The organism is Legionella sp. 16cNR16C (assembly GCF_021297775.1).
Classification (GTDB): domain Bacteria; phylum Pseudomonadota; class Gammaproteobacteria; order Legionellales; family Legionellaceae; genus Legionella_C; species Legionella_C quinlivanii_A.
In genome coordinates, this window is sequence record NZ_JAJTMX010000001.1 from 603030 (window position 1) to 629342 (window position 26313).

Below are 26313 nucleotides of genomic sequence, written 5' to 3' on the forward strand. Positions count from 1 at the left end.
ATTTATAACTAGCATACTTTTTGTCAGAAATGAATAGCTAAATGACCAGGATTACTGAACATTCGCACAAAAACGGAAAGATATACCTTGATACAGCAGGTGTATCAAGGTTAATTTTATGACAGACTAGCCGATTTCCTGCAGAATTGCTTCAACGACTCTCGCGGGATTCGCTGCTCTGGTGATAGGGCGCCCCACCACTAAAAAATCGCTCCCTAGCCTGCTTGCTTCGAGTGGAGTGACTACCCGGCTTTGATCATCACGAGAGTTCAAATCCAGCCGAACACCGGGCGTTACCGTAAGAAAAGATTTTCCACAAAGTCCCTTTATCTCAGGAACCTCGAAAGCCGAACAGACAACACCATCGACACCGGACTCACTGGCCATGCTGGCCAGACGCTGAACATGGCTATTTATCGATTCTGGAATGCCCAAAGCAGAAAAGCTATCATCATTCATACTGGTTAATACAGTCACGGCAATTAATAAAGGTCTGTTCCTGCCCTCTTCCAAAGCCTCTCTCGCCGCTTGCATCATCTGGCTTCCGCCACTGGCATGAACGTTGATCATCCATACTCCGAGCTGGGCAGCTGCACGGCAGGCCTGAGCCACCGTATTGGGAATATCATGAAACTTTAAATCAAGAAAAACCTTATATCCCTTATTAACCAGAGTATTCACGAATTCCGTGCCAAATAAGGTAAACATTTCACTGCCTACCTTAACTGCACATTGGCCTGGGTCGAGCTGCTCGACCAGATTCAAGGCATCCTGCCTGGTATCAAAATCCAGTGCGACAATTAGTTGAGCTGACATTTTAAGCCAACACCTCTGAAACCTGCTCCAATGCAAGTTTCACTGCCTCAGCGACTGTTTCCTGCTCTTTCGATGTCAGATAGGGATGCATGGGTAAGCTTACCACACGTCCACTTGCCCGCTCAGAAATAGGGAAATCCCCTGTTTTATAGTTTAAGAAGGACAATGCCGGCTGCTGATGCATTGCGATAGGATAATGAACTGCCGTGGGAATGCCTTGTTTTTGCATCGCCTGTTGAAACTCGTCACGATTATCTACTTCAATAGTGAACTGTGCATAAACACTGGTGTTTTCTGAAGATAACTGAGGTGTTTTAACATGGTCGGATAGCAGGGAAATATATCGGCTGGCTACCTGTTGTCTGAGCCGAATCTCATTGGGGAAAAGCTTCATTTTTTCTATTAAAATCGCTGCCTGGATCGTATCCATTCTGCCATTAATTCCAATACGGCGGTGGTTATAACGAGTATTTTGCCCATGATTGCGAATTTCAATCAGGCGCTCAGCCAGAATATCATCATCAGTGAAGCAGGCCCCGGAATCACCATAGCCGCCCAATGGCTTGGATGGGAAAAAGCTGGTGCATCCTATTGTCGACAAGGCACATGAATAGCGCCCGTGATGAGTCGCACCAAAACTTTGGGCGGCGTCTTCGATTACCGCCAAACCATAACGCTTGGCGATTGCATTAACCGCTGTTAAATCCGCACATTGGCCATACAGACTGACAGGCATAATCGCCTTGGTACGTGAGGTAATCGCTGCTTCGATTTTTTGCGGGTCGATATTGTAGGTCTGAGGATCAATATCAACAAATACTGGTTTGGCCTGACACAGGGTGATCACTTCCGCAGTGGCAAAAAAACTGAAGGGGCTGGTGATCACTTCATCACCCGGCTCAATTTCAATAGCCATTAATGCCATAAGCAAGGCGTCAGTACCACTGGCATTGACAATAACATGCTTGACGCCGGCGAACTCTGCTAATTTTTTTTCAAGCTGGGCTATCTCTGGCCCCATTATGTACTGTCCATGATTTAACACTGCGTGTATACCTTTTAAAATATCCGCTTCAATGAGTTGATATTGCTTTTTTAAATCAATAAATTGCATAATGTTCTCAGTAATTTTTGTTCGTATCAGGGTCTGACGGAATTCCAAAACTCGTCTTAATCACCCTCTAAACCATGCACAGGCTTCATTCTACCCCACTGTTTGCAACTTGGGCAATGCCAGTGAAGATGCTTGCCTCCAAAACCACAATGACCGCAACGATAAACTGGCTTATTGTCCAGAAACTTGCTTGTAATATCGTATAACATTTGTAATTTGTCGCGTACTTTACCATGCGCTGTTTCAAGATGCCAAAAAATTAATCGATTTATACCCCTGATTGAAGGGTAACTGCCCAGTTTGTCGGCTACAAAATCCACAGCAGAATCCATCTCCTTTGTGTTACGCAGGTACTCGGCAATGACGAAAATAGTTGAAGCCCGCGGATGATTCTCCAGTGTTTGCTGAAGGAACTCCACGCATTCGTCCATAATTCCCAATTCTTTGTGGCAGATTACCAGCGGCTCAATAATTTCAGTAATAAACTCAGGATCCTGCTGAGGAACCCGCTTCAATGAGCGAATCGCCTGCTTGTACCGCCCATGTTTCATATCGAGAGAAGCTTGTAATAAGCTGGCGCGCACAGACATTTTATCAATGGCCAGTGCCTGCCTGGCGGCATTCTGAGCTTTTTCAATGGCATTATCTTTAAGCGCTTGTGTTGCAATTTCACAATAATAATGGGCTGCCTGACTATGCAAGCTCTGTCCAGTGGATACTTCAAGCTTCTTGATAGTATCCAGGGCATTTTCCCAGGCTTTCTCTTGCTGATAAATAGCAAGTAAACCTTGTAAACTACAGATTTCCTTGCTGCCTCCCAGCTCCACGACTTCCAGAAAAATACGTTCCGCACGGTCAAACACGCCAGCGCTCATATAGTCCTGGCCAAGTGCGAGTAAGGCCTGTTTTCGATCAGCAAGACTTAATTGCGGTCTCGCAATCAGGTTCTGGTGAATTCTGATGGCCCGGTCAACTTCGCCGCGACGGCGGAAAAGACTGCCCAAAGCCAGATGGGTTTCAACCGTTTCACTATCAATTTCCAATAGCTTGATAAAAACATCGACTGCTTTATCAGGCTGTTCGTTGAGCAGATAATTTAATCCAACGACATATTCCCTTGATAGTTTATTGTTTTGTTCAGATTTCTTACCTGAATAATTACGGCTTGCAACCCACCAACCAGACCAGGCAGCAGCAGGTAATAACAATGGCCATAAGTTAATCATTAACACACTCCATTAATTCACTAGGTCCTGGATTTAAAGACAAGTGCTGCATTCAAAATACGTTGTTCAGAACAATGGCAATAGACTATCAAATTCAGCCCAATTAAAAAACCTTCTTAAAAGGCAAATTTAGCGCTCGAATTGGCGCTGCTCAATCAAACCTAAAAACGCTCACAATGCCTTAACATTTATCACCCATAAGGATATAGTTAGGAGCTAAATGGTAAATTTCCTCGAAGCAAAATAGAGCAGTTTATGCTGTATTCATTATGGAAGGTGGAAAAACCAGTTGTAAAACAACCAACCGCTATTGAGCCCACAGCCGAATCCACATCAGAAAAATAGCACCAGCTCCCAAATAGCCCCATCACTATATCCATATGATTGCCCTCCACAAGACCTGATTTACTTTGATTTGGAGGGCTCAGCTTTATGGTAATTTGCGGACGCTTGCATCACTTAGCAGACTCTAGTGTTGATCTTTTAGAGGGATATCTCGCAGGTTTTTTATTTCCTTTTCAGTGAGCCTGAGTTGATTGCGCATTTTTGAAAATTCAACTTTCAGGCGCCAATACTTGCCTAGTGCAAGGAAAAAACCAATGACAAGCCCCAAAGCTAGCATTATTGCCATTAACACGGCTATTGGCATGCTAAAGGTCTTTACGTATAAATTGATCGGCACGGAACTCGCGTTTAGAGCTGCAAATGTCACACCTACAATTATAAGAATTAAATAAACAAAAAACATAAGTAAACGCATTTTTATTTACCTTCCTATGCAAACAATGCATAAATTTACGAAGTATTATCATCCCTCGCAGGAGGACAATCAAGTCTTGGCATGGAACATATCAAAAGCTGATTAAGAATTGTATAAATAAAAAAAAAGCGTAGTTTAACTACGCTTTTTTACTGGCACAAAGAATTAATCTTTGGTTGCCATTTTTTCTTTAAGCAGATCACCAAGAGTTGTCGAAGCAACTTCTCCACTTCTGGAGTATTTCTTGATGGCTTCAGCTTGTTCCTGAGCATCTTTGGCTTTAACAGAAAGGGCAATGCTGCGATTTTTCTTATCAACATTGATAATTTTCGCTTCAATTTCATCGCCTTCCTTGCAGATATGGCTGGCATCATCTACACGATCTTCAGATAACTCATTCGCGCGAATAGTACCATAGATTTCTGGAGCCAATTCAACAGTCACATTTTTAGCGTCAACGGCAGTAACACGTCCTTTGACAACGCTTCCTTTGGTAAACTCATCAACAAAGCTTGAGAAGTTATCACTTTCAAGTTGTTTCAGGCCCAGAGAAATACGCTCTCTTTCTGCGTCAATGGCTAAAATAACTGCTTCCAGCTCTTGTCCTTTCTTGAATTGCTTGACAGCTTCTTCACCAGGAATAGTCCAGGAAATGTCAGACAGGTGAACCAATCCATCAATATCGCCATCCAGGCCAATGAAGATTCCGAAGTCAGTAATAGAACGGATTTTTCCGCTGACTTTCTGACCTTTGCTATGGCTTTGGGAGAACTGGTGCCAGGGATTGCCGACACATTGTTTCATACCCAGAGAAATACGACGTCTTTCCTCGTCGATCTCAAGTACCATCACGTCAACTAAATCGCCCATTGAAACGACTTTGCTTGGGTGAACGTTTTTGTTAGTCCAATCCATTTCAGACATGTGAACCAGACCTTCAACGCCCTCTTCGATTTCAACGAAACAACCGTAATCGGTAATGTTGGTGACTTTACCTTGCAGTTTTTTACCGACAGGATAACGATCAACCAGGTCGACCCAAGGATCATTACCTAACTGCTTCATACCTAAAGATACGCGATTACGTTCGCTGTCAAAGCTTAATACTTTAACTTTGACATCCTGACCTACAGTCAGTAATTCGGCTGGGTGCTTAACTCGCTTCCAGGAGATATCAGTGATATGCAGAAGACCATCAATACCGCCGAGATCAATGAACGCACCGTAGTCAGTAAGGTTTTTAACGATACCGTTAAGAATTTGACCATCATGCAGTGACTCAAGCAAGGCCTGACGATCAGCGCTGCTTTCTTCTTCTACAACAGCGCGACGTGAAACGACAATATTATTGCGCTTCAGGTCCATTTTAATCACTTTAAATTCTAATTCTTTGCCTTCCAGGTAAGAAGGATCGCGAACAGGTCTGACATCTACCAAAGATCCTGGTAAAAATGCGCGGATTGTACCAATCTCAACTGTGAAACCACCCTTGACTTTGCCCGAAATTAAACCAGTAACGGTTTCATTGTTTTCGTGACTTTTCGACAGCTTGCGCCAGGCTTCCTGACGTTTGGCCTTTTCTCTTGATAACAGAGTTTCGCCATAGCCGTCTTCCACTGAATCAAGAGCTACTTCGACCGTATCACCGATGTTAATTTCCAATTGACCATTTTTATCGTGGAACTCTTCAACAGCGACAATACCTTCGGATTTTAAGCCAGCATTTAATGTGACAAAATCGTCGTCGATACCGATAACTTTTGCAGTGATAATTGCGCCAGGGTAAAATTGCGCACCAGCGATACTTTGTTCAAATAATTCTTTGAAACTTTCAGACATGTTAATAAACTCTTTAGTAAAAAAATGAAAGTGTAATTCCGAATTACCCTTCCCCCCATACAAACTGTTTGTAACTATCTTACAAACACTGGACTAAGCATAAGCAGCTTTTTGCCAATATGCAAATAATCCTTTCTTATTCGATCAGGTTGTTGAAATAATGACCCAATCTAGCGGAAGAACGAATGCCCATTTATCAATTTTAAAACATTATTAAAGACTTGTACAATCGTTAATCCAGTGGTGTCGACTAAAATCGCATCCGATGCCGGTTTTAGTGGTGCATGAACTCGTTTTGCATCACGATCATCACGCTGAGCCAACTCATCGATCACCTGCGCGAGGCTAACATCAATTCCACCATCTTTCAACTGATTGTAGCGCCGCTTTGCTCTTTCCTCTGCTGAAGCAAAAAGAAATATTTTAAGTATAGCCTCTGGAAAGACTACTGTTCCCATATCACGACCATCGGTTACCAGACCAGGGATCGTGGCAAATGCACGCTGCCGTTCAAGTAATGCTGCGCGTATTTCCGGCACTGCAGCAATAACCGAAGCATCTTGCCCGCATTGCTCGCTGCGAATATTCTCGTAAACATTCACTCCATCGAGAATGACTTGCTGCTCTTCAGCATCCATTTCAAATTTGACGTTCAGCTGATTGGCTAAACTGACAATCGCGGCCGCGTCTGAAAAAGGAATGCCTCGTAATCGAACTGCGTAAGCCAGGACTCGATATATTGCCCCACTATCCAGCACATGCCAGTTCAAATGTTTTGCTACCATATGACATATGGTTCCCTTACCTGTTCCGCTAGGTCCATCAATGGTTATTACAGGAGCTTTTTTCTCACGCGTCATTATGTACCTCTTGGATATTTAACTGTAAGGCTTGCGCAGTCTTGACAAAATCAGGGAATGAAGTGGCTACGTTCTTGCAATCTTTGATTACAATCTGCTCTTTTGCCGCCGCACCCGCAATAGCAAAAGCCATTGCTATTCGATGATCCCCATAACTTCTTATCTCGCCTCCCTGCAGTTTACCACCCTTTATAAATACGCCGTCTTCAAATGCCTGAGCCGTAATTCCAAGCTTGATCAGCCCTTCAACCATCGCTCCAATGCGATCACTTTCTTTACTGCGTAACTCTTTAGCTCCGTGCAAACGGGTTTGGCCGGAAGCACAGGCAGCAGCAATAAAAATTACCGGGAATTCATCGATTGCCAAGGGAACTAACTCCACCGGAATATCAATACCCTCCAGAGGAGCATGACGGATATACAAATCAGCCACTAATTCCTCGCCAAAAAGACGTTTATTGCTTTGCTCAATAGAAGCTCCCATTTGACTAAGGATCTGAATAATTCCTGTACGCGTTGGATTAATGCCTACATTTCGGATGAGCACTTCAGAACCAGGAATTAAGGTAGCGGCCACAATGAAAAAAGCGGCTGAGGAAATGTCGCCGGGCACGATAATATCAGTTGCAATACATTCGCTCTCGGAATTAATTGTAATATGGTGGCCACATTTTTGGATGGGGTATGAAAACGTAGTCAGCATACGCTCTGTATGATCCCGGGTAAACCCAGGCTCGGTAACCGTTGTTTCGTCTTTTGCATACATTCCAGCTAAAAGCAGGCAGGATTTAACCTGGGCGCTGGCTTCTGGCATCACATAATGAATTCCTTTTAACTCCTGCTTACCGTTGATTGTAATTGGAGGTTTTCCATGCTCGGTGCTGATATCAGCGCCCATTTGCGTTAAAGGGCGGCTTACTCTCTCCATAGGGCGTCGAAGCAAACTTTCATCCCCTGTCAGGATGCTGCTAAATGACTGGGCAGCCAGCAAACCTGCTAATAAACGCATGCTGGTTCCCGAATTTCCACAGTCAATGACCTGCTTGGGAGCGTTCAGACCATATTTACCCTTGCCATGAATAATTACCTGCTGGTTAAAAGGGCCTTCGATTTCGATTCCCATGCTGCGAAAGGCCTGCAAAGTAGCCAGGCAGTCCTCCCCCTGCAGAAAGTTTTGAATACTGGTTGTGCCTTTTGCAATTGAACCAAGAATAATTGCGCGGTGAGAAATTGACTTGTCACCTGGAACAGAAATTTCCCCGGAAATTGTTTTAACCGGTGAACTTACAAAATCATAACTAGCATTCATTTTCATGTTCCTTGGCAAATACTGCCATAAAGTCAATCAGCTTCTCCACTGCAGCGAGCGGCATGGAGTTATACATGCTGGCTCTTAAGCCACCCACTGTACGATGTCCCGCCAGAGCAAGCAAGCTCCGGTCACGAGCCTTTGCGAGAAATTCATCTTCCAGCTGAGGCTTTTTCAGATTAAAACAAACATTAACCAGCGCTCGATCTTCTTTCCTTATCTTACAGTCATAAAAATCAGAAGAATCAATAAATTCGTACAACAATCTGGATTTAGTACAATTTAACTGATACAAAGCCTCAACTCCTCCCTGGCTTTTAATCCACTGGAACATTTTAAGCGCCAGATAACAGTTAAATGTGGGAGGCGTGGCATACATTGAGCGAGTTGTGGTGTATGTTCGATAGTCAAGCATTCGCGGAATTGCGTCATTGCTTATTTCTTTAATTAAATCGTCTCGCACAATAACCAGCGTCAAACCGGCATTGGCTATATTTTTCTGTGCACCTGCAAATATCAGTGCATAGTCATTAATATTAATCGGCTCACTAAGCAAGCAAGAAGTCATGTCAGCGATTAAAGGGATATCATTAATAATAGGCGGTTGAGGAAATCGAAGTCCATTGACTGTTTCATTAGGCGTATAATATAAAAAACGAGTATCCGGCAAAATCTCCCAGGTGGAGCGTTCTGGTATCCGGCTATAGTTTTTATCAGCAGAACATACGCTATAGGCATTGCTTAGGCGGCAAGCTTCTTCATAGGCCATTTCTGACCAGATCCCTGTTTGAAAATAGCCTGCCTTTTGATTTTCCGACAAAAAATTTAAGGGAATCATACCAAATTGGCTACGCGCGGCTCCACTGATGAATAGCACATGATAATCACTGGGAATAACCAGCAGCTCTCGTAGAAGCGATTCTGATTCTTCCATTATCTGAGTAAATTCTTTAGTGCGATGGCCTATTTCCATCACCGACATCCCGGTATTGTTCCAGTCTAATAACTCAGCCTGAACCTCTGACAGGATTGCATCGGGCAGCATCGCAGGTCCCGCCCCAAAATTGTATCCTCTACTCATCAGAATCATCATCCATTTCAAAATCTTCTGAATCGCTATCAGCCTCACCCAGATCCTCAATGCGCTGCATTCCTACCACATGCTCGCCTGAGCTGACATTAATCAGACGTACTCCCTGGGTGTTTCGTCCAATAATGGATAGCTCATCCACTCTGAAGCGGACCAGAGTGCCTTTATCGGTGATGAGCATCGCCTCGTCTCCTTCACTGACCTGCAGCGCTCTTACCACTTTACCATTTCGTTCATTAACCTGAATAGAAATAACTCCTTGACCGCCGCGACCGGACACACGGTATTCTTCAACATCGGTTCGCTTGCCATAGCCATTTTCAGTAGCGGTCAGGATGGTGCCTTCCGGTTTGGCGACAACGAGAGAAATAACCGATTGATCTTCACCCAATCGTATTCCCCGCACACCACGCGCGGTGCGCCCCATTGGCCTGATTAATTTCTCATCAAATCGAATCACCTTGCCCGCATCTGTAAAGAGCATAATATCTTTACTGCCGTCAGTAATATCCACACCGACCAGGCGATCATTTTCATCCAGATCAACTGCAATAATCCCATTGGCTCGTGGACGGCTGAAGGCTTCCAGAGAAACCTTTTTGACGGTTCCAAAACGGGTGGCCATAAACACAAAATATCCTTCGTTGAACTCTCTCACCGGCAACATGGCATTAATGGCTTCATCTTCTGCCAGAGGTAAAATATTCACAATGGGCTTGCCTCGAGAAATTCGGCTGGCCAAAGGCAGTTGATAGGCTTTAAGCCAATACAATTTGCCATGATTTGAAAAACAAAGAAGCGTGTCATGAGTACTGGCAATCACAAGACGTTCTATAAAATCTTCGTCTTTAACATTAGTTGCAGACTTGCCTTTTCCACCTCTTCTTTGGGCCTGATAGGATGAAATAGGCTGGTATTTGACATAGCCCTGATGGGATAAAGTTACAACAACATCTTCTTCAGTGATCAGATCTTCAATAGTCAGATCTTCCTGTGATGCCGTAATTTCTGTGCGGCGCTCATCGCCAAACTGTGATTTAATTTCAATTAATTCATCTTTAATCACCTGCATTAATCGCTCGGGTGAGGCAAGAATATCCATTAAATCTTTAATCTGTTTGAGTAAATCTTCAAACTCATTAATGATTTTTTCCTGCTCCAGCGCAGTCAAACGATGCAATCTTAATTCAAGAATTGCCTGCGCCTGTGCTGGAGACAATTTATATCCATTACTTCCAAGGCCATACTCTGATGGGAGGTCATCAGGACGGCAAGCATCGCTGCCGGCATTTTCAAGCATGGCTTTGACTAAGCCTGGCTGCCACTCTCTGGCCAGTAGGGCTTCCTTCGCATCCTGTGGAGTGGGAGACTTTTTGATTAACTCAATCATCTCGTCAATATTGGCTAAGGCAATCCCCAGTCCTTCTAATAAGTGAGCTCTGTTTCGTGCTTTTTTCAGTTCGTAAATGGTACGACGGGTAACGACTTCGCGGCGATGTTTGATAAAGTATTCAAGAATTTGTTTTAAATTCAGTGTTCGCGGTTGACCATCAACCAGGGCAACCATGTTGATACCAAACACATTTTGCATTTGGGTATGAGCATAGAGATTGTTTAGAACGACCTCAGCCACCTCACCGCGCTTTAGCTCGATCACAACGCGCATACCCTGCTTGTCCGATTCGTCCCTCAGTCCGGAAATGCCCTCAATCTTTTTATCCCGGACCAATTCAGCGATTTTCTCAACCAGACGAGCCTTGTTTACCTGATAAGGAAGTTCATTAATGATAATAGCCTGGCGTCCGGAATGACTGTCGGTTTCAATTTCAGTCCTTGCTCGAATAGAAATTCGACCCCGACCTGTACGGTATGCCTCCAGGATGCCCGCTTTACCATTGATAATAGCCGCAGTCGGGAAATCAGGACCTGGAACGTATCCCATGATATCTTCAAGCGTTAAATCGGGCTCCTCTACCAGTGCAATACAGGCGTTGACAACCTCGGTTAAATTATGTGGCGGGATATTGGTCGCCATACCTACTGCGATCCCTGATGAGCCGTTGATTAGCAGATTGGGAATGCGCGAAGGTAAAACGACGGGAGCGAACTCTGTTTCATCATAGTTTGGACTGAAATCAACTGTTTCTTTTTCCAAATCCGCCAATAAGGCATGCGCGACCTTGGACATACGCACTTCCGTGTACCGCATGGCGGCGGCCATATCCCCATCGACTGATCCAAAGTTTCCCTGACCATCAATCAGCATATAACGCATTGAAAAAGGCTGTGCCATCCGAACAATCGTGTCATACACCGCAGTATCACCATGTGGATGGTATTTACCGATTACGTCACCGACCACACGAGCGGATTTTTTATAGGGCTTGTTCCAATCATTCCCTAACTCGCTCATAGCAAACAGGACTCGGCGATGAACCGGTTTTAAGCCATCGCGAACATCCGGCAAGGCGCGGCCGACGATAACACTCATAGCGTAGTCGAGATAAGACTGTTTGAGCTCGTCTTCAATATTGACCGGGATGATTTCTTTTGCTGAATTGATCATAGCTAACTGGCGTCCTTCTGCATCACTCAAAATAAACCACGAATTATACCACAAGCAGCCTTTCAATTGAATAAAAATGCCTTTGCTCGCAAAGTTCGCCTCTGAGACTGTTTTTGGATTATGCTTGTATTATCAGGAGACAATTAAATTTTGGCTAAAACGCTGTGAATAATAATCAAACTGCTTCATACTAAATCATAACACATGCCTAAATGATAAATTGACTCAACCCTGGCATTTTTATATAGTTCAGCGCTTAACGCAGCGCTGGCTGTCAACTGTTTATGAGGAGACACGATGACCGACAAAACCGCACAACTTTGTATTGACGGCCTGGAGCCTATTGAATTACCGATATTAACGCCTACTATTGGCAATGATGTTATTGATATCAATAAATTAGGTGAAGCAGGATATTTCACTTACGATCCCGGTTTTGTCTCTACAGCGTCCTGTGAATCCAAGATTACTTACATCGATGGCGATCAGGGCATCCTGTTATATCGCGGCTATCCCATTGAGCAACTGGCTGAAAAGAAAGATTTTCTTGATGTCTGCTATTTGTTAATGAACGGCGAGCTGCCTAATCCGAATGAAAAAACCAGCTTTGTCAGCCTGGTTAATAACCACACAATGGTCCATCAGCAAATGTATAATTTCCTGAATGGATTTCGTCGTGACGCGCATCCTATGGCGATTATGGTCGGTATTGTAGGTGCCCTTTCTGCTTTTTATCATGATTCAATGGATCTTAATAATCAACATGATCGCTATATTTCTGCTATACGGCTTATAGCCAAAATGCCTACGCTGGCAGCAATGAGCTATAAATATTCTGTGGGCCAGCCCTACATGTATCCCCAGAATAAAATGTCCTATGCAGAAAACTTTCTGCACATGATGTTTGGCGTGCCATCAGAAGATACAACGCCTGATCCGGTTATTGTTGACGCGATGGATAAAATCTTTATTCTGCACGCAGACCATGAACAAAACGCATCAACTTCTACAGTGCGTCTGGCCGGCTCAACCGGAGCCAATCCCTTTGCCTGTATCTCTGCCGGTATAGGTGCCCTATGGGGGCCTGCTCATGGCGGAGCCAATGAAGCCTGTCTGAACATGCTGAAAGAAATTGGCGATGTAAAAAACATTAATCATTTTATCAAACGCGCTAAGGATAAGGACGATCCATTCCGTCTGATGGGCTTTGGTCATCGGGTTTACAAAAGTTATGATCCGCGCGCTAAAGTAATGAGAAAAACCTGTTATGATGTGCTGAATGCCGTTGGCGCTCATGACTTGCCAATATTTAAACTCGCTATGGAACTTGAGCGTATTGCGCTGGAAGATGATTATTTCATTGAGAAAAAACTTTATCCCAATGTTGATTTTTACTCAGGGATCACTTTGAGTGCAATAGGTATTCCAACCAACATGTATACGGTAATCTTTGCACTGGCCAGAACAGTTGGCTGGATGTCTCACTGGATGGAAATGGTGGCCAGCAAATCACGTATTGGCAGACCACGGCAATTATATACTGGTGAAAAACAAAGGAATGTACCCTAGTTTTTTGGTTGGGCTTCAAAGCCCAACCTGCTATTTCATAACAAGAGTGCTCGCCGCCTCAGGTTCCTTACTTTTCAAAGGTGCATAATCACGCATATTGATCTCAAACTCACGGTATTTAAACCAGCTTTTCTGTTTTTTCCAGGGAAGTCCGATCATCTCATCAGCAGCCCTGCATAAAACATTGTAATCCATCGCAGTCAAAGCCTTTAATGGCTCAGCAGCTTTCTCAAACTTTATCAACCAGTCACTATTGATTGCTCCAGGATCTACCTCAGAAACAATAGCAGTTTTTTCAAAAGTAATGCTAATTCCCAGTTTTTCTTCAAAAAATTTCTGAATCTTCTCGCGGCAATTAGTATCACCCAACACAGACAAGTCGGCCTCATTATCTCCTCCTGTTGACGAGATAGCTGAGTACTTTCCGCTCGGCTTTAAAAGTATCGCTGCATAAATTAGATTGTGTAAGACATTGTAGCTGTAGGTACCGGGACCATAAGTATCAAAAATAAAACCTACTGTCCCTTCCCGCTTTTGCAAGAATTCCTGAGCGCGATCATCTTCTGGACGCTTTACCGCTTCCAATTGCGGCGTGTCCTGCAATAATTGGAATCGTGCTGAATCGCAGGGCAGCTTCATTTTAGCAATCTTAATTTTAGCCAATTCACAAGTGTGATGCCGTACTTCTTTCTCAGAAGCAGTAACACCAATTAGTTCTGCTCTTTTCTTTACCTTATTGAGTTCGATTCGTAAATCAATTAAAAATTGTCCGTTACCCATTCCCATATCCATTACGATATCACCATCCTTAATATTGTTAACGATATCTAATAAGTTGGGCGTGTTTTTTAAGGTTGTTTCTGTGTTATACGCATGAAGTTTACGGATTTTTTCCAGGCCTCTTTTGTTAGGCCATGAGTTCTTCTCAAAGAACGCTTTGTTCTCATGCTTGGATTTCATTAAATTCTCCTGTTGCTCATTTATGACACAATGATATGTCTAAATTTTGCACATAGGAATGTCGAAAAACGGACATAAGGAGACAAAGGAGATTAATTTCTATTTATTTTGTATTTATTTTATACATTTTGTATGTTATTATTCTCCCATCATAAAGGAGTACTAATGAATATTGATCATATCTTACAAAATCCTAGCCTTGCTCATCATAATATTCTTCGAGAGATTTGTAATCCTCTTGAACAATTGGGTGTCAATTTTTTTGGTTATACAGCCGTCAATGCGCAGGGGGAAGCATTTTGTCTGGGATCCAAACCAGAATATGCATCAGAATATCTACGATTAAATCATGCTCAGAATGATGTCCACTACCATCATGCTAAAGAAAAAAATCAATTTGAATACTCTTTCTGGGATTATCTTGAAAAAGACAGTCACACCCAATCACTCTATCAAATGGCGGCATTATTTGATCAAAGCCACACATTGACAATAACCTCACATGATCCACAGATGACCCACTGCTATCATTTCAGCGCATCTCTTAGTCAAACGGGCATTAATCAGATTTATCTCGAAAAAATGGATTCATTGCATGCCTTTATTGCTTACTTCAAAGATTGTCTGCAAATGATTCCGGAATTGACTTCAGTCTATCAATTGCCTGTTAACATTGATATCGATCATGCTTCTATAGGGAAAAAAGTCGTCAATATAAAAGCCGATCTTAGAACAATGGAGCTTGAGCAAGTAGCGCAAAACAGCTTTGAGTGGACCAATAGTAATCATTATTTGCTGACATCCAAAGAGCGGGAATTATTACAATGGATTCGTTTAGGCAAATCAGCAGAGTTAATTGCGGAAATCAAGGGCGTTTCTCGAAAAACGGTTGAGCGGCATGTTGCTTCCATTAAGGATAAGTTTGAATGCTATACCATGTATCAATTAGGGGAAAAAATAGCCCAGTCGGGATTGGCGAGCTTTCTTTCATTATCTTGTCAGCAAAATAAAAATTTGCGGGTAGCTTCAGCAAGCATATGAATAATTTAAATATTTTAATTATCATGCCAAACTTTTGAGGGTTTTTAGTAGCATTTTTGAACGAATAATGATAAATTGCTGAAATTAATTCCAGTTAGAATATTGTTTGCTCAAAGCATGAAAAGACTAATTTATTCTCTTATTTTGTTGTGCGTCTGTTTATCAGCAATCCTGATTTTCAAGTTCTGGTCGAAAGATCCTGAACCTCAAATTATACCGCCAGCAGTGACTCAAACTGAACCCGTTCTTCCATTACCCCCCCCACTTCAGCTTAAACCTGCTCTTTTTAGCCAGTTGCCAGGCTGGAAAGAAACAAAAATAAAAAAATCATTCATAGCTTTTCAGAAATCCTGCAAAACTTTTTTGAAACAGGATCCGCTTGCTGATGCCGGGAGCAGTCAGATTCCTCTGAAAGTCAAGGATTGGCTGCCAGCCTGTAAAGCAGCAGAACATAAATCCCTGATTTCAGAAAAACAAGCGCGATCATTTTTCAAAAAATGGTTTAAGCCTTATGAATTTTATCAGGAAAAATCCGTTGAAGGGCTATTTACCGGTTATTATTTACCCTTGTTGCACGGCAGCCTGGCTAAAACAGATGAGTTTAATGTGCCTATCTATGGGCTTCCTGACAATATTGTGACAGTTAATCCGGCCGACTTTGGTTATAACGGGATTAATCGTCGACTCGTTGGCCGTGTAGTGAAGGGCAAACTTCTCCCTTTTCATGTACGTAAGGAAATTAATAAGGGTGTACTGAAAGAGAACGCGCCGGTGTTGCTCTGGGTGGATAGCCATATTGATCGCCTCTACCTGGAAATTCAAGGTTCTGGAATAGTCAAACTGCCAAACGGCGAAACTGTCTTTCTGGGATATGCAGGAGAGAACGGCGCCTCTTACACCCCGGTGGGTCGTGTGTTGATAGAAAAAGGAGTTCTGACTAAGGAAAATGCTTCGATGCAAAGCATTCGTGCTTATTTGGAATCTCATCCAGATGAAATACTAGCGATTACCAATCAAAATAAATCCTTTGTTTTTTTCAAGAAACTGAAGGACAGCGCCGCGATGGGTGCCCAGGGAGTGCAACTCACGCCAGGTTACTCTCTTGCTGTCGATCGGAAATGGATCCCTCTGGGAACTCCCCTGTGGCTAGATACATCACGTCCCACTCCCAATGATTCAACACCGCAATCATTCCAGCGTCTTATGATTGCTCAGGATACAGGCGGTGCCATTCGCGGCCAGGTGCGTGGTGATGTGTTCTGGGGAGAGGGAGAGGAAGCAACTTACACCGCGGGCCTAATGAAAAACCCGGGGCATTATTGGTTATTTTTACCTCGACAGGCTGCGGGGAAATTGCCAAAGCAATTTGATTGATCTAGGGGGTAAAATCAACCCTCACCCTAGCCCTCTCCCAACTTGGGAGAGGGGATTTTCTTAATAGTCCTCTCGCCCCTCAGGGGAGAGAGTTAGAGAGAGGGGTTCTTAAGTTCCCTCAAAATAACATAGCCATAAATCATTGCTGCTTAAACAAACTCCTCACTACCCCACTCACCTCGCCTGCAACGGGCATATTTTCCTGATTAATAATTTCGTTGAGACTCACAATTCGATAGCCGTTTTTCTGATACATATCAATAATATCTCCTAAAAAATGGCTATTAATCAGGTTGGCATGGATAAGTAATATTTGCTTGCTGGTTCCCGGGTGAAGCTTATTGGAGCGTGCTTCCGCTTTCAGAGTCTGCCCCCAGATGTAATTCAAATATCTTTTTTTCAGCGCAGGCAAACTTTGCGGGCGCAGACGATAGGGGATTGCGAAAAGCTGATTATTAAATATGAAATCCTTGCTGTCGATAGTCACCGGAGCAATGGTATAGTTCTTCTCGGCCAGAAATTGATACACCTTTTCCCGTTTTTCTCCCTTGCTTTCGGCAAGATAAGGGTATCGAAAATACTTAGGGCTGGTCATAATCCGTGACAGAATCTCATCTGCCTTATTAACATCTTCAATGTATTTTTCAGGTGTCACACTGTTCAGGCTTCGATGGGAATAAGTGTGATTTCCTAATTGAAATCCCTGATTACGAAACTCCTCCAGAAGTTCCCATTGACCCTTTTCAATACTACCGGCAATAATAAAACCGGTTGCCGGCACCTTATGATCAACCAGGGCCTGTAAAATGGCCATAAACCGATCATGCTCTCGCTGCAATTTCTTTGGATCATTATTAGCGGAGCCTACAAAAGGCAAGTCATCAATCGTTATTGCAATTTCTTTCCCGGCAGCTAAAAGATTAGAGCTGAACAATAGAAACATAGCCGCAACAATAGACTTAATGTTCATGGATATCCTTGATAAAACAAGCCAGTAATCCTCAAGATGCAAAACCTGTGCCTTTAAACCGGCTCCAGTAAACCCATATCCCATAGACTATTTAGAAAAGAGATATCCCGGCTATTCCCGGAATAATCTGATAATTGACTAGTAGAAATAATCCGCTGACTGGCAATCAGTTTAACCAACTCTGCTGAAACATCCTGAATATTCCAGCGCTCGCCATTAATAAATAATTCAAGATCAGGGTTTTCGTAATAAGCAAAGCGGCTGAAGGGATTTCGAGCAAGCTCTCCTGATTTTTTTAAATAATTGGACAGTTTCGCTTTTTTCTTTTGCTTTTCACAGGGCAAAAAAGCCTCTGCCTGCTCATCCAGGCCCGTAACAAACTCACCAAACCACGAGCTGAAAGCTTCATTGTCATCAATCAGTTTCTTTAGGAGATTCCTGGCTTGATCTACAGCTTGCTGTGGGATTTCAGCGCTGTTTTTCAATGTTGACCAGATGGGATCTTTATATAATTGCGAAAAAATCGGAGCATCCCAGCAATGTTGACTGAAACTATCCCATAACTCTCTCGCCGGATAACTTCGATAGCCAAATGAATAGGTCATACATTCTTTTGAAAGCGATATACCATTATGAGCGACATGTGGCGGAAGATATAGCATATCTCCCTCTTCCAGAATATATTCATCTTCCACTTCGAACTGGCTCATTATACGCAGTTCAAGGTTGGGCAGATAATTATCGGGTTGACAGTTTTGAGTCGTTAACAGCCATCGCCTGCGCCCCTTGGCCTGAAGCAGAAACACATCATAATTATCATAATGCGGACCCACCCCGCCATGCTCTGTCGCATAACTAATCATGACGTCATCGACCCGCCATTGGGGTAAAAAATTAAAGGCGTCCAATAATTTTGTTACCTCTGGAACAAATCGATCGACGGCCTGGACCAATAAGGTCCAATGAGAAGCCGGCAGTTTTTTAAACTCACCAGCGGAAAATGGTCCTCTTTTTAAATGCCAGTTCGGTGTCTTCCCTGGTGTCTGCCAGACCAGACGGCTTTCAATCTCCTCCTCCATCGCTAGTCCGGCTAACTCGTCCCCACTGAGAGGACTGTCAAATTGGCCAAAGGCCTGACGAAAAATGAATGGTTTTTTTTGCCAATAGTTTTCCAGGAATTCATTTTTCTCTATCGCGTCAAAAATTTTCATATAAAGCTCGATTTAGTGTTTAGCTGAATACATCAGGCAAGAAATTACCAACGGGGCTATAATTTTAATGGCACCATGTGATTTAGGGAGTGAAAAATGAATCATTATATTGCAAGGATAAGGAAAATGCTGCCTACCCTGTTAGTTTTATTAATGACTTTTGGATCAATTCAATCTGTACAAGCCCAAACAACTCCCAATAACCCACAAACTACTCTGGCAGGACAACAACTCGCTTACTATTATGGAGGACACTGGTATCGATACCCCGGAAATTATTATGGCCCTGGCTACATCTACTATGGCCCCCGCTATTATAACCGAACCTATTATCCTAAACACTATTATCGAAATTATTGGTCAGGATGGCGCCCATATGGCCATTGCCGCCAGACCTGTCTGATTAATCAGTGGAATGGGCAAGTTATAAAATGCGTCAGACGTTGTTAGCCTGGACCAGCCCTTCCTCTGACCTTCGCCTGCGTACTGCTCAACGTGAATAACACGGACAAACCCCGGTACGCAGGCGCTACAAAATCAGGCAAAATAATCAACAATCCCTTTCGTCTGTCTCGTTACAACACTGCCCTCTTCTTCCTGGTGTTGAAAAAAAGTCTCATCGGGCTGGGGAGTATTCTGCGGGCGCGAGCGTCGATCTCCGGTTTCAATATTCACTTCGGACAGCTGTACGCCCTGACTCATCAGCATTTCCCTTAATCTCGGAATCGATTGCTCAATTAAGTCCTGCACCTGGAGACTATGAGTGCTGATATCTATTTTTGCCGAATCCTCTGATAAATGAATTTTAACTTCTACCGGTCCAAGCTCCAGGGGATTCAGCTTGAGTATGGCCTGATTAATCTTATGCTGCCCTAACCATGTGACGCGTGTACTGAAATCCTCTTGCCAGCTGCTTTCATTTACTTCGGCCGAAATCTCAAACCTGTTCGCTGCACTCACTGATGTTTTACTTTCTGAATGAGAAAGCGCAAAATCTGGTTTAATTACTCTCACAAGAGTTTCTTTTATATCAGCATTCAGGTTTTTTTGAGAATCAATCGATTGATCTTCACTGACTGGCTCAGCCTGGATTATTTGATTAGTTGATGCCTCACTCTCGACTGCCTGCGCTGATTTTTCCTCTGAATCTATGGGTGCAAATTCAATATCAACCGCCTCTTTTGGCGGTATCTGACTATTGTTCTCAATAGGGCTTAGGCTAGGGTTTTGCATTTGATTTATAATCGATCTGTCGGAAACAGGTGATTGTAACAACAGGTTTTCATCAGGGACTTTTTCTCCGACTTTTAACTGCTGAAGAGTCAAAGATTCATTATGAATAGCATTTAGCCAGGTCAGCGCTGGATTAACAAGCAGTTCTTCACCATCATCCTCACTGTCAGTCTCCACAGAAGATACATTCTCAAGAGGCAATTCAAGCGCCTCTTTGGGATTTGAATCAGGAGAAAGTTCTTGTTCGACCGGGAGGCTTACCTCATTTTTAACAGGTTTTGTCTCTGGGAGGGTACCTTCAGATAAGTAGTCAGTAATTAATTCTAAAAAGTAATTGCTGATACCAGAAGGCCCAGCTTCAATTTCCCCACTGGTCTCAAGAGGAGGGATCTCATCGGATACCATAAAAAAGGAGTCTGGGGGAATCTGATTAATCATAAATGACATCCTGGTTGTCATAAACATCGGGTATTTACTTATTAATAGCAAATATCTTTTATTTTTGAAAATAAGTTTTTTCATCTGCCTGGTACAAGCCTTATTGTTTTCGATGAAAAGCTTGAATTTTTAGGCTATGATTAGCGTTTTTGAACTCTGGAGTGGATTTATGATAGTTGGACAAGATAGTCTTTCAACTCGCAGTCAATTAGAGGTCGATGGTAAAACCTACCATTATTACAGCTTGAAAGAAGCTGAAAACAAGCACTTTAAAGGTATTAACCGCCTGCCCTATTCTCTAAAAGTATTATTTGAAAATCTGCTCCGTTTTGAGGATGGAACTACTGTTTCTGTCGAGGATATTAAAGCATTGGCCGATTGGTTGAATACTAAAACCTCACAGCATGAAATTGCTTATAGACCAGCGCGTGTTCTGATGCAGGACTTTACCGGTGTTCCCGCTGTAGTCGATTTGGCAGCCATGCGGGCTGCTCTCGAAAAAATGGGCGGAAGTGCCAGTAAAATCTCCCCGCTTTCTCCAGTCGATCTGGTCATTGACCATTCTGTGATGGTTGACAAATTTGCCACGGCCGATGCCCTGACTATCAACACCGAGATAGAAATTCAGCGAAATAAAGAGCGTTATGAATTTCTACGCTGGGGACAGAAAGCATTCGCCAATTTCCAGGTGGTGCCTCCTGGTACCGGGATCTGCCATCAGGTCAATCTTGAGTATTTGGGAAAAACGGTTTGGACCAGCGAATACAATGGCCATCTCTATGCTTATCCGGACACTCTGGTAGGTACCGATTCTCATACCACCATGATTAACGGATTGGGGGTCCTTGGCTGGGGAGTGGGCGGTATTGAAGCGGAAGCAGCCATGTTAGGCCAGCCGGTTTCCATGCTTATTCCAGAAGTGATCGGCTTTAAATTAACAGGTAAGCTGCGCGAAGGTATCACTGCAACCGACCTGGTGCTTACAGTCACTCAAATGCTGCGTAAAAAAGGCGTGGTTGGCAAATTTGTTGAGTTCTATGGAACAGGGCTTGCTGCTTTACCCTTAGCTGATCGGGCGACTATTTCCAATATGGCTCCTGAGTACGGCGCCACCTGCGGCTTTTTTCCCGTTGACAAGGAAACCTTGCGCTATCTTGAATTAACTGGCCGAGACGAACATCGTATCAAGCTGGTTGAAGCCTACTGCAAGGCACAGGGCATGTGGTATGACCAAAACTCTGCTGATCCTGAATTTACAGATACGCTAAGTCTTGACCTGTCAACTGTTGAGCCGTCCCTGGCCGGCCCAAAAAGACCGCAGGATAAGGTCAATCTGGCTACTCTTCCCGGTGAATTTGACAGCTTCCTTACTCAATCTGGAAAAGCAGACGAAAAACAGAAAGAATTCCCGGTCAAAGGCAATTCATTCAAATTACGCCACGGTGATGTGGTGATTGCAGCAATCACCAGTTGCACCAATACCTCCAATCCAAGTGTCTTAATGGCGGCGGGATTAGTTGCCAAAAAAGCAGTTGAAAAAGGCCTGGTTCGTAAACCCTGGGTTAAATCTTCTCTGGCTCCAGGCTCCAAGGTGGTAACTGACTATCTGAAACATGCCGGATTACAGCCCTATCTTGATCAGTTAGGCTTCAATCTGGTGGGCTACGGCTGTACAACCTGTATCGGTAACTCAGGTCCTCTGCCAGATGCAATCGCTGAAAGCGTCAGTGAGAACGACCTTGTTGTCTGCTCGGTACTGTCAGGAAATCGTAACTTTGAAGGCCGTGTACATCCTCAGGTTCGAGCAAACTGGCTGGCCTCTCCTCCACTGGTAGTGGTTTATGCTTTAACCGGCACAACCAGCATTGACCTGAATACAGAGCCTGTCGGTAAAGACGCCTCCGGTCAGGAAATCTATCTCAAAGATATCTGGCCAAGCAATGAGGAAGTGGCTGCAGAGGTTAATAAGGTGACTGGCGCCATGTTTAGAAAAGAATATGCCGAAGTCTTCCAGGGTGATGCTCACTGGCAAGCTATTAAAACCAGTAGTGGAACCACTTATGAATGGGATTCAAACTCCACTTATATTCAGCATCCACCATTCTTTGATAACCTGCCCAAACAGCCTGCACCGATTAAGTCCATCGAAAGCGCCTATGTTCTGGCTTTGCTGGGCGATTCAATTACCACGGATCATATCTCGCCAGCAGGTTCTATCAAGGCAAATTCGCCGGCAGGTTTGTATCTGAAATCCAAAGGCGTCAGTGAAGCTGATTTTAATTCCTATGGTTCAAGAAGGGGTAATCATGAAGTCATGATGCGAGGTACTTTTGCCAACATCAGAATCCGCAACGAAATGACTCCGGAAGTAGAAGGCGGCGTTACCCGCTACATTCCATCGGGTGAAACGATGTCAATCTACGATGCTTCAATGAAATATCAGGCAAATGGTAACCCGCTGGTAGTGATTGCCGGAAAAGAATATGGCACAGGATCTTCAAGAGACTGGGCGGCTAAAGGAACCAATCTCTTGGGTGTAAAAGCGGTCATTACAGAAAGTTTTGAACGTATTCATCGCTCCAATCTGATTGGTATGGGTATTCTCCCTCTGCAGTTCGAGGAAGGAACAAACAGAAAATCACTCCATTTAACAGGCGATGAGCGCATTAGCATTGCGGTGGATGATTCCTTGAAACCTGCCGCCCGCCTGACTCTGCAGATTGAGCGAAGCAATGGCAAAAAAGAAGAGGTAAAAGTGCTTTGCAGAATCGATACTGTCAATGAGCTGGAGTACTACCGTCATGGCGGTATTCTGCAATATGTGTTAAGAAATCTCGCTCAATAAGAGTACGGGAGTTCTGCAATTACCTGTAGGTTGGGCCCTTGGCCAACATTGAACTCTGTGCTGGTTCAACCCCTTTTGTTGGGCCAAGGGCCCAACCTACAATAATTACTGTCTAAGATTTAACAGGCCTTCATTGATTTTGTTCATATTAACTGCTAAATTTCGCTGTTACTTGCGAAAAGGGCTTTAAATGCAATCACCCAAAAAAGTTTTATCCATTTTTTCTCTGGTTATGATTAATGTGATTGCTGTTGACAGCTTACGAACGCTTCCCATCAGCGCTACGCTGGGTTTTTCTCTCGTCTCCTATTACCTGCTTGCCGCCTTTGCTTTCTTTATCCCCATTGCCCTGGTCGCTGCTGAACTGGCTACTGCATATCCTAATACTGGCGGACTTTATGTTTGGGTGCGCGAGGCATTCGGTAAACGTGCCGGATTTATCACCATCTGGCTGCAATGGATTTATAATGTGGTCTGGTATCCCACAATTCTTGCATTTATTGCGGCTACATTTTCCTATCTGTTTTCCCCGGAGCTGGCCAATAATAAGATTTACCTGTTAAGCACGGTTATCGGCCTTTTCTGGCTATTCACTTTTTTAAATTGTTTTGGCATGCGGCTCTCCAGTATTGTGAGCATATTGGGCGCTATTTTTGGCACAATTATTCCTATGCTCGGCATTATAGGCCTGGGTATTGTATGGCTCATCCAAGGCCGTCCGCTGGCAGATGGAATTCATAATTCCTGGCTGCCTGACTTAAGCTCGCTGAGTAATTTATCGCTTTTTGCAGTCGTTCTCTTTGGATTAATTGGTATGGAAATGTCTGCAGTTCATGCCGAGGAAGTCAAAAATCCCCAGCGCGACTATCCGAGAGCAATTTTGTATTCCACTATTCTGATCTTCGCCACCCTTGTTTTTGGCTCACTCGCCATTGTAATCGTAGTTCCAAGCGGCAGCTTAAGCGTCGTATCGGGGTTAATTGATGCCTATGCCGTTTTCTTTGATGCCTATCACTTGTCCTGGATGACAAAGGTCATTGCGATTCTGGTTATTCTTGGTGGATTAAGCGGTGTTTCAGCCTGGATTATTGGTCCGACAAAAGGATTGCTGGTTTCCGCGGAAGATGGCTCCCTACCTGCTTATTTTGCAAAAGTTAATCGATACAATGCACCTGTCAGAATACTGATTGCCCAAGGTATAATTTTTACTCTGCTTAGTAGTGTTTTCATTCTCTTTGACTCAATAAACGCAGCCTATTGGGTTCTCAGCGATTTATGCGCGCAAATGGCATTGCTGGTTTACATCTTCATGTTTGCAGCTGCTATTAAATTACGTTACAGCGATCCGCAAAGACCGCGCGCCTATACAGTTCCAGGCGGAAATATCATGATGTGGATAATCGCAGGAATTGGCACATTATGTTGTTTATTCGCCATGCTCATCGGTTTCATTCCTCCCAGTCAGATTCCTATAGGCAATGTAGCTGCCTATGAAAGTTTTTTAGTGGGCGGTTTAGTATTATTTGTATTGCTGCCCTGGCAGTTTGCAAAAAAACATTAATTCTGGAAAGTACTCCCCCACTCCCCAGGCACGTCATCAAGAGCGTAGCGAGGGATCTCAAACTGCTTGGAGCGGCGCCAGATTCAGGAGATCCTTCACTGCGTTCAGGATGACGCTGGGACGATTTGATTGAATAAGCATTTAATACTGTTGCTCTGTTTGTACCGAGAAATAACAACGAAATACTATGTTTAAAACTTGCAAGTTGATTTTAAATCGTGTGTTATACTTAAGACTATGTAAACTCATATAAATACTATGAAATTATTGTTTGATTTTTTTCCTATTGTTCTGTTTTTTATTGGCTATAAGCTATTTGGTATTTACACAGCGACCGCAATAGCTATGGTGGCCTCCTTATTGCAGGTTTTTATTTACCGTCTCAGGCATCAACGCTTTGAAAAAATGCACGTTATAAGCTTTGCTATAATAACGGTTCTTGGCGGTGCCACTTTGATTTTCCATAATCCCTGGTTTATAAAATGGAAGCCTACCGGAATTTATTGGTTGACTGCTCTGGCCTTTCTGTTTTCCCCTTACGTAACCAGCAAGCCGCTTATTCAGCGTATGATGGAAAATAATGTTCAACTCCCAATTAAAATTTGGTATCGTCTTAATTACGCCTGGTTCTTTTTTTTCACGATAATGGGCGCAATCAACCTGTATGTTGCATATTTTTACAGTACGGATATATGGGTAAACTTCAAATTATTTGGCGGTGCAGGCTTAACTCTGGTTTTTGTATTTCTTCAGGCACTTTATCTGACCAGGCATTTGTTAGATAAAGAAGTAAGTGATCAACCCTCCGGTGACTCAGGAAAGAGTCTGCCTTGAATAAAGGAGTTGTAATGCGATTACTATTGGTAGAAGATGATGAACTGCTTGGAGATGCGGTTAAGGCAGGGCTTACCCAGTTTGGTTATGTGGTTGACTGGCTAAAAGACGGTGAAGCGGCTCGCGCTGCTTTGAAATCAGAGTCCTTTGAGTTAATCATCCTTGACTTGGGATTACCCAAACTCTCAGGACTGGGCTTTCTGCAATCCTTACGCAATGACGGCAATGCCACACCAGTAATTATATTAACAGCCAGAGACTCGGTAGAAGACAAGGTGAAAGGCCTGGATACCGGGGCCGATGATTATTTGATCAAACCCTTTGACTTAAATGAGCTGAGCGCCAGAGTAAGAGCCCTGGTCAGGCGTTCGCAGGGACGAGCTGACGCGCTGCTTCAATACCGTAATATTACACTTGATCCCGCAGCTCACTCTGTTTATGTGGATGATGTCATGGTCAATGTACCACGACGTGAATTTGCTCTTTTACAAAAACTGCTGGAAAACAGTGGCCAGGTTCTCTCCCGAGAGCAATTAATGCAAAGTATATATGGCTGGGACGAGGATGTGGATAGCAATGCACTCGAAGTACATATCCACAATCTTCGCAAAAAACTCAATGCAAACTTTATCCGAACTATACGCGGCGTAGGTTACATGGCCGAAAAGACTGATAAAAGCGAGAGTAGTTAGCTATT

Annotated in this window: 21 protein-coding genes; 8 read left to right on the forward strand and 13 right to left on the reverse strand. The window is 43.5% G+C overall.

Going from position 1 to position 26313, the window contains the following annotated elements:
- Positions 1–126 precede the first annotated feature (126 nt).
- The 9 genes from pyrF to gyrA all read right to left on the reverse strand — a co-directional run bounded on the left by pyrF (position 127) and on the right by gyrA (position 11580).
- Complete coding sequence (gene pyrF / locus LXA66_RS02765; RefSeq protein WP_233011817.1) at positions 127–816, reverse strand: orotidine-5'-phosphate decarboxylase; 690 nt, start codon at positions 814–816, stop codon at positions 127–129.
- Between the two features lies 1 nt (position 817).
- Positions 818–1930 (reverse strand): DegT/DnrJ/EryC1/StrS aminotransferase family protein, encoded by a 1113-nt coding sequence (locus tag LXA66_RS02770; protein WP_233011818.1) that lies wholly within the window; start codon positions 1928–1930, stop codon positions 818–820.
- Positions 1931–1986: 56 nt separating this feature from the next.
- A complete protein-coding gene (lapB, locus tag LXA66_RS02775; RefSeq protein WP_112218458.1) occupies positions 1987–3156 on the reverse strand; it encodes a lipopolysaccharide assembly protein LapB in 1170 nt (389 codons plus the stop codon).
- 469 nt (positions 3157–3625) lie between these two features.
- Positions 3626–3916 (reverse strand): lipopolysaccharide assembly LapA domain-containing protein, encoded by a 291-nt coding sequence (locus LXA66_RS02780; RefSeq protein ID WP_112218460.1) that lies wholly within the window; start codon positions 3914–3916, stop codon positions 3626–3628.
- A gap of 165 nt (positions 3917–4081) precedes the next feature.
- On the reverse strand, positions 4082–5755 hold the full coding sequence (gene rpsA, locus LXA66_RS02785; RefSeq protein ID WP_233011819.1) for a 30S ribosomal protein S1: 1674 nt from the start codon (positions 5753–5755) through the stop codon (positions 4082–4084).
- Positions 5756–5925: 170 nt separating this feature from the next.
- Positions 5926–6615: a (d)CMP kinase gene (gene cmk / locus LXA66_RS02790; RefSeq protein ID WP_233011820.1), complete on the reverse strand. Its 690-nt coding sequence runs from the start codon at positions 6613–6615 to the stop codon at positions 5926–5928.
- On the reverse strand, positions 6605–7924 hold the full coding sequence (gene aroA / locus LXA66_RS02795) for a 3-phosphoshikimate 1-carboxyvinyltransferase (RefSeq protein WP_370637129.1): 1320 nt from the start codon (positions 7922–7924) through the stop codon (positions 6605–6607). The genes cmk and aroA overlap by 11 nt, the downstream gene beginning before the upstream one ends.
- The gene (gene serC, locus LXA66_RS02800) at positions 7914–9008 is read right to left on the reverse strand and encodes a 3-phosphoserine/phosphohydroxythreonine transaminase (RefSeq protein WP_233012055.1); all 1095 of its coding nucleotides are present in this window, start codon (positions 9006–9008) and stop codon (positions 7914–7916) included. The genes aroA and serC overlap by 11 nt, the downstream gene beginning before the upstream one ends.
- On the reverse strand, positions 8998–11580 hold the full coding sequence (gyrA, locus tag LXA66_RS02805; protein WP_112218465.1) for a DNA gyrase subunit A: 2583 nt from the start codon (positions 11578–11580) through the stop codon (positions 8998–9000). The genes serC and gyrA overlap by 11 nt, the downstream gene beginning before the upstream one ends.
- Positions 11581–11877: 297 nt before the next feature.
- On the opposite strand from gyrA, the gene gltA reads away from it, so the two are divergent.
- Positions 11878–13149, forward strand: a complete 1272-nt coding sequence (gltA, locus tag LXA66_RS02810) for a citrate synthase (RefSeq protein ID WP_233011822.1) — start codon at positions 11878–11880, stop codon at positions 13147–13149.
- A gap of 30 nt (positions 13150–13179) precedes the next feature.
- Here the strand turns inward: gltA and LXA66_RS02815 are convergent, their stop codons facing one another.
- Positions 13180–14109 (reverse strand): hypothetical protein, encoded by a 930-nt coding sequence (locus LXA66_RS02815; RefSeq protein ID WP_233011823.1) that lies wholly within the window; start codon positions 14107–14109, stop codon positions 13180–13182.
- 165 nt (positions 14110–14274) lie between these two features.
- Between LXA66_RS02815 and LXA66_RS02820 the strand changes: the two genes are divergently transcribed.
- A complete protein-coding gene (locus LXA66_RS02820; protein ID WP_233011824.1) occupies positions 14275–15150 on the forward strand; it encodes a helix-turn-helix transcriptional regulator in 876 nt (291 codons plus the stop codon).
- Between the two features lie 117 nt (positions 15151–15267).
- Positions 15268–16524 (forward strand): murein transglycosylase A, encoded by a 1257-nt coding sequence (locus LXA66_RS02825; protein ID WP_233011825.1) that lies wholly within the window; start codon positions 15268–15270, stop codon positions 16522–16524.
- A gap of 139 nt (positions 16525–16663) precedes the next feature.
- Here the strand turns inward: LXA66_RS02825 and LXA66_RS02830 are convergent, their stop codons facing one another.
- Both LXA66_RS02830 and LXA66_RS02835 read right to left on the reverse strand, forming a co-directional pair.
- Positions 16664–17494 carry a polysaccharide deacetylase family protein gene (locus tag LXA66_RS02830; protein WP_233011826.1) on the reverse strand — a complete coding sequence of 277 codons (831 nt, stop codon included), beginning with the start codon at positions 17492–17494 and terminating at the stop codon, positions 16664–16666.
- A gap of 53 nt (positions 17495–17547) precedes the next feature.
- Entirely contained in the window at positions 17548–18705 is a 1158-nt protein-coding gene (locus LXA66_RS02835) for a cupin domain-containing protein (protein WP_233011827.1), read from the reverse strand.
- Between the two features lie 96 nt (positions 18706–18801).
- Between LXA66_RS02835 and LXA66_RS02840 the strand changes: the two genes are divergently transcribed.
- Complete coding sequence (locus tag LXA66_RS02840) at positions 18802–19155, forward strand: hypothetical protein (RefSeq protein ID WP_233011828.1); 354 nt, start codon at positions 18802–18804, stop codon at positions 19153–19155.
- An 87-nt stretch (positions 19156–19242) separates the two neighbouring features.
- Here the strand turns inward: LXA66_RS02840 and LXA66_RS02845 are convergent, their stop codons facing one another.
- Entirely contained in the window at positions 19243–20376 is a 1134-nt protein-coding gene (locus LXA66_RS02845) for a flagellar hook-length control protein FliK (protein ID WP_233011829.1), read from the reverse strand.
- Positions 20377–20545: 169 nt separating this feature from the next.
- Here LXA66_RS02845 and acnA point away from each other — a divergent pair, with 169 nt between their 5' ends.
- The 4 genes from acnA (at position 20546) to LXA66_RS02865 (ending at position 26308) form a co-directional block, all read left to right on the forward strand.
- Positions 20546–23221, forward strand: a complete 2676-nt coding sequence (gene acnA, locus LXA66_RS02850) for an aconitate hydratase AcnA (protein WP_233011830.1) — start codon at positions 20546–20548, stop codon at positions 23219–23221.
- A 190-nt stretch (positions 23222–23411) separates the two neighbouring features.
- Positions 23412–24782 carry an amino acid permease gene (locus tag LXA66_RS02855; protein WP_233011831.1) on the forward strand — a complete coding sequence of 457 codons (1371 nt, stop codon included), beginning with the start codon at positions 23412–23414 and terminating at the stop codon, positions 24780–24782.
- 258 nt (positions 24783–25040) lie between these two features.
- Positions 25041–25616 (forward strand): septation protein A, encoded by a 576-nt coding sequence (locus LXA66_RS02860; protein ID WP_233011832.1) that lies wholly within the window; start codon positions 25041–25043, stop codon positions 25614–25616.
- Between the two features lie 14 nt (positions 25617–25630).
- Positions 25631–26308, forward strand: a complete 678-nt coding sequence (locus LXA66_RS02865) for a response regulator (RefSeq protein ID WP_058507485.1) — start codon at positions 25631–25633, stop codon at positions 26306–26308.
- Positions 26309–26313 lie beyond the last annotated feature (5 nt).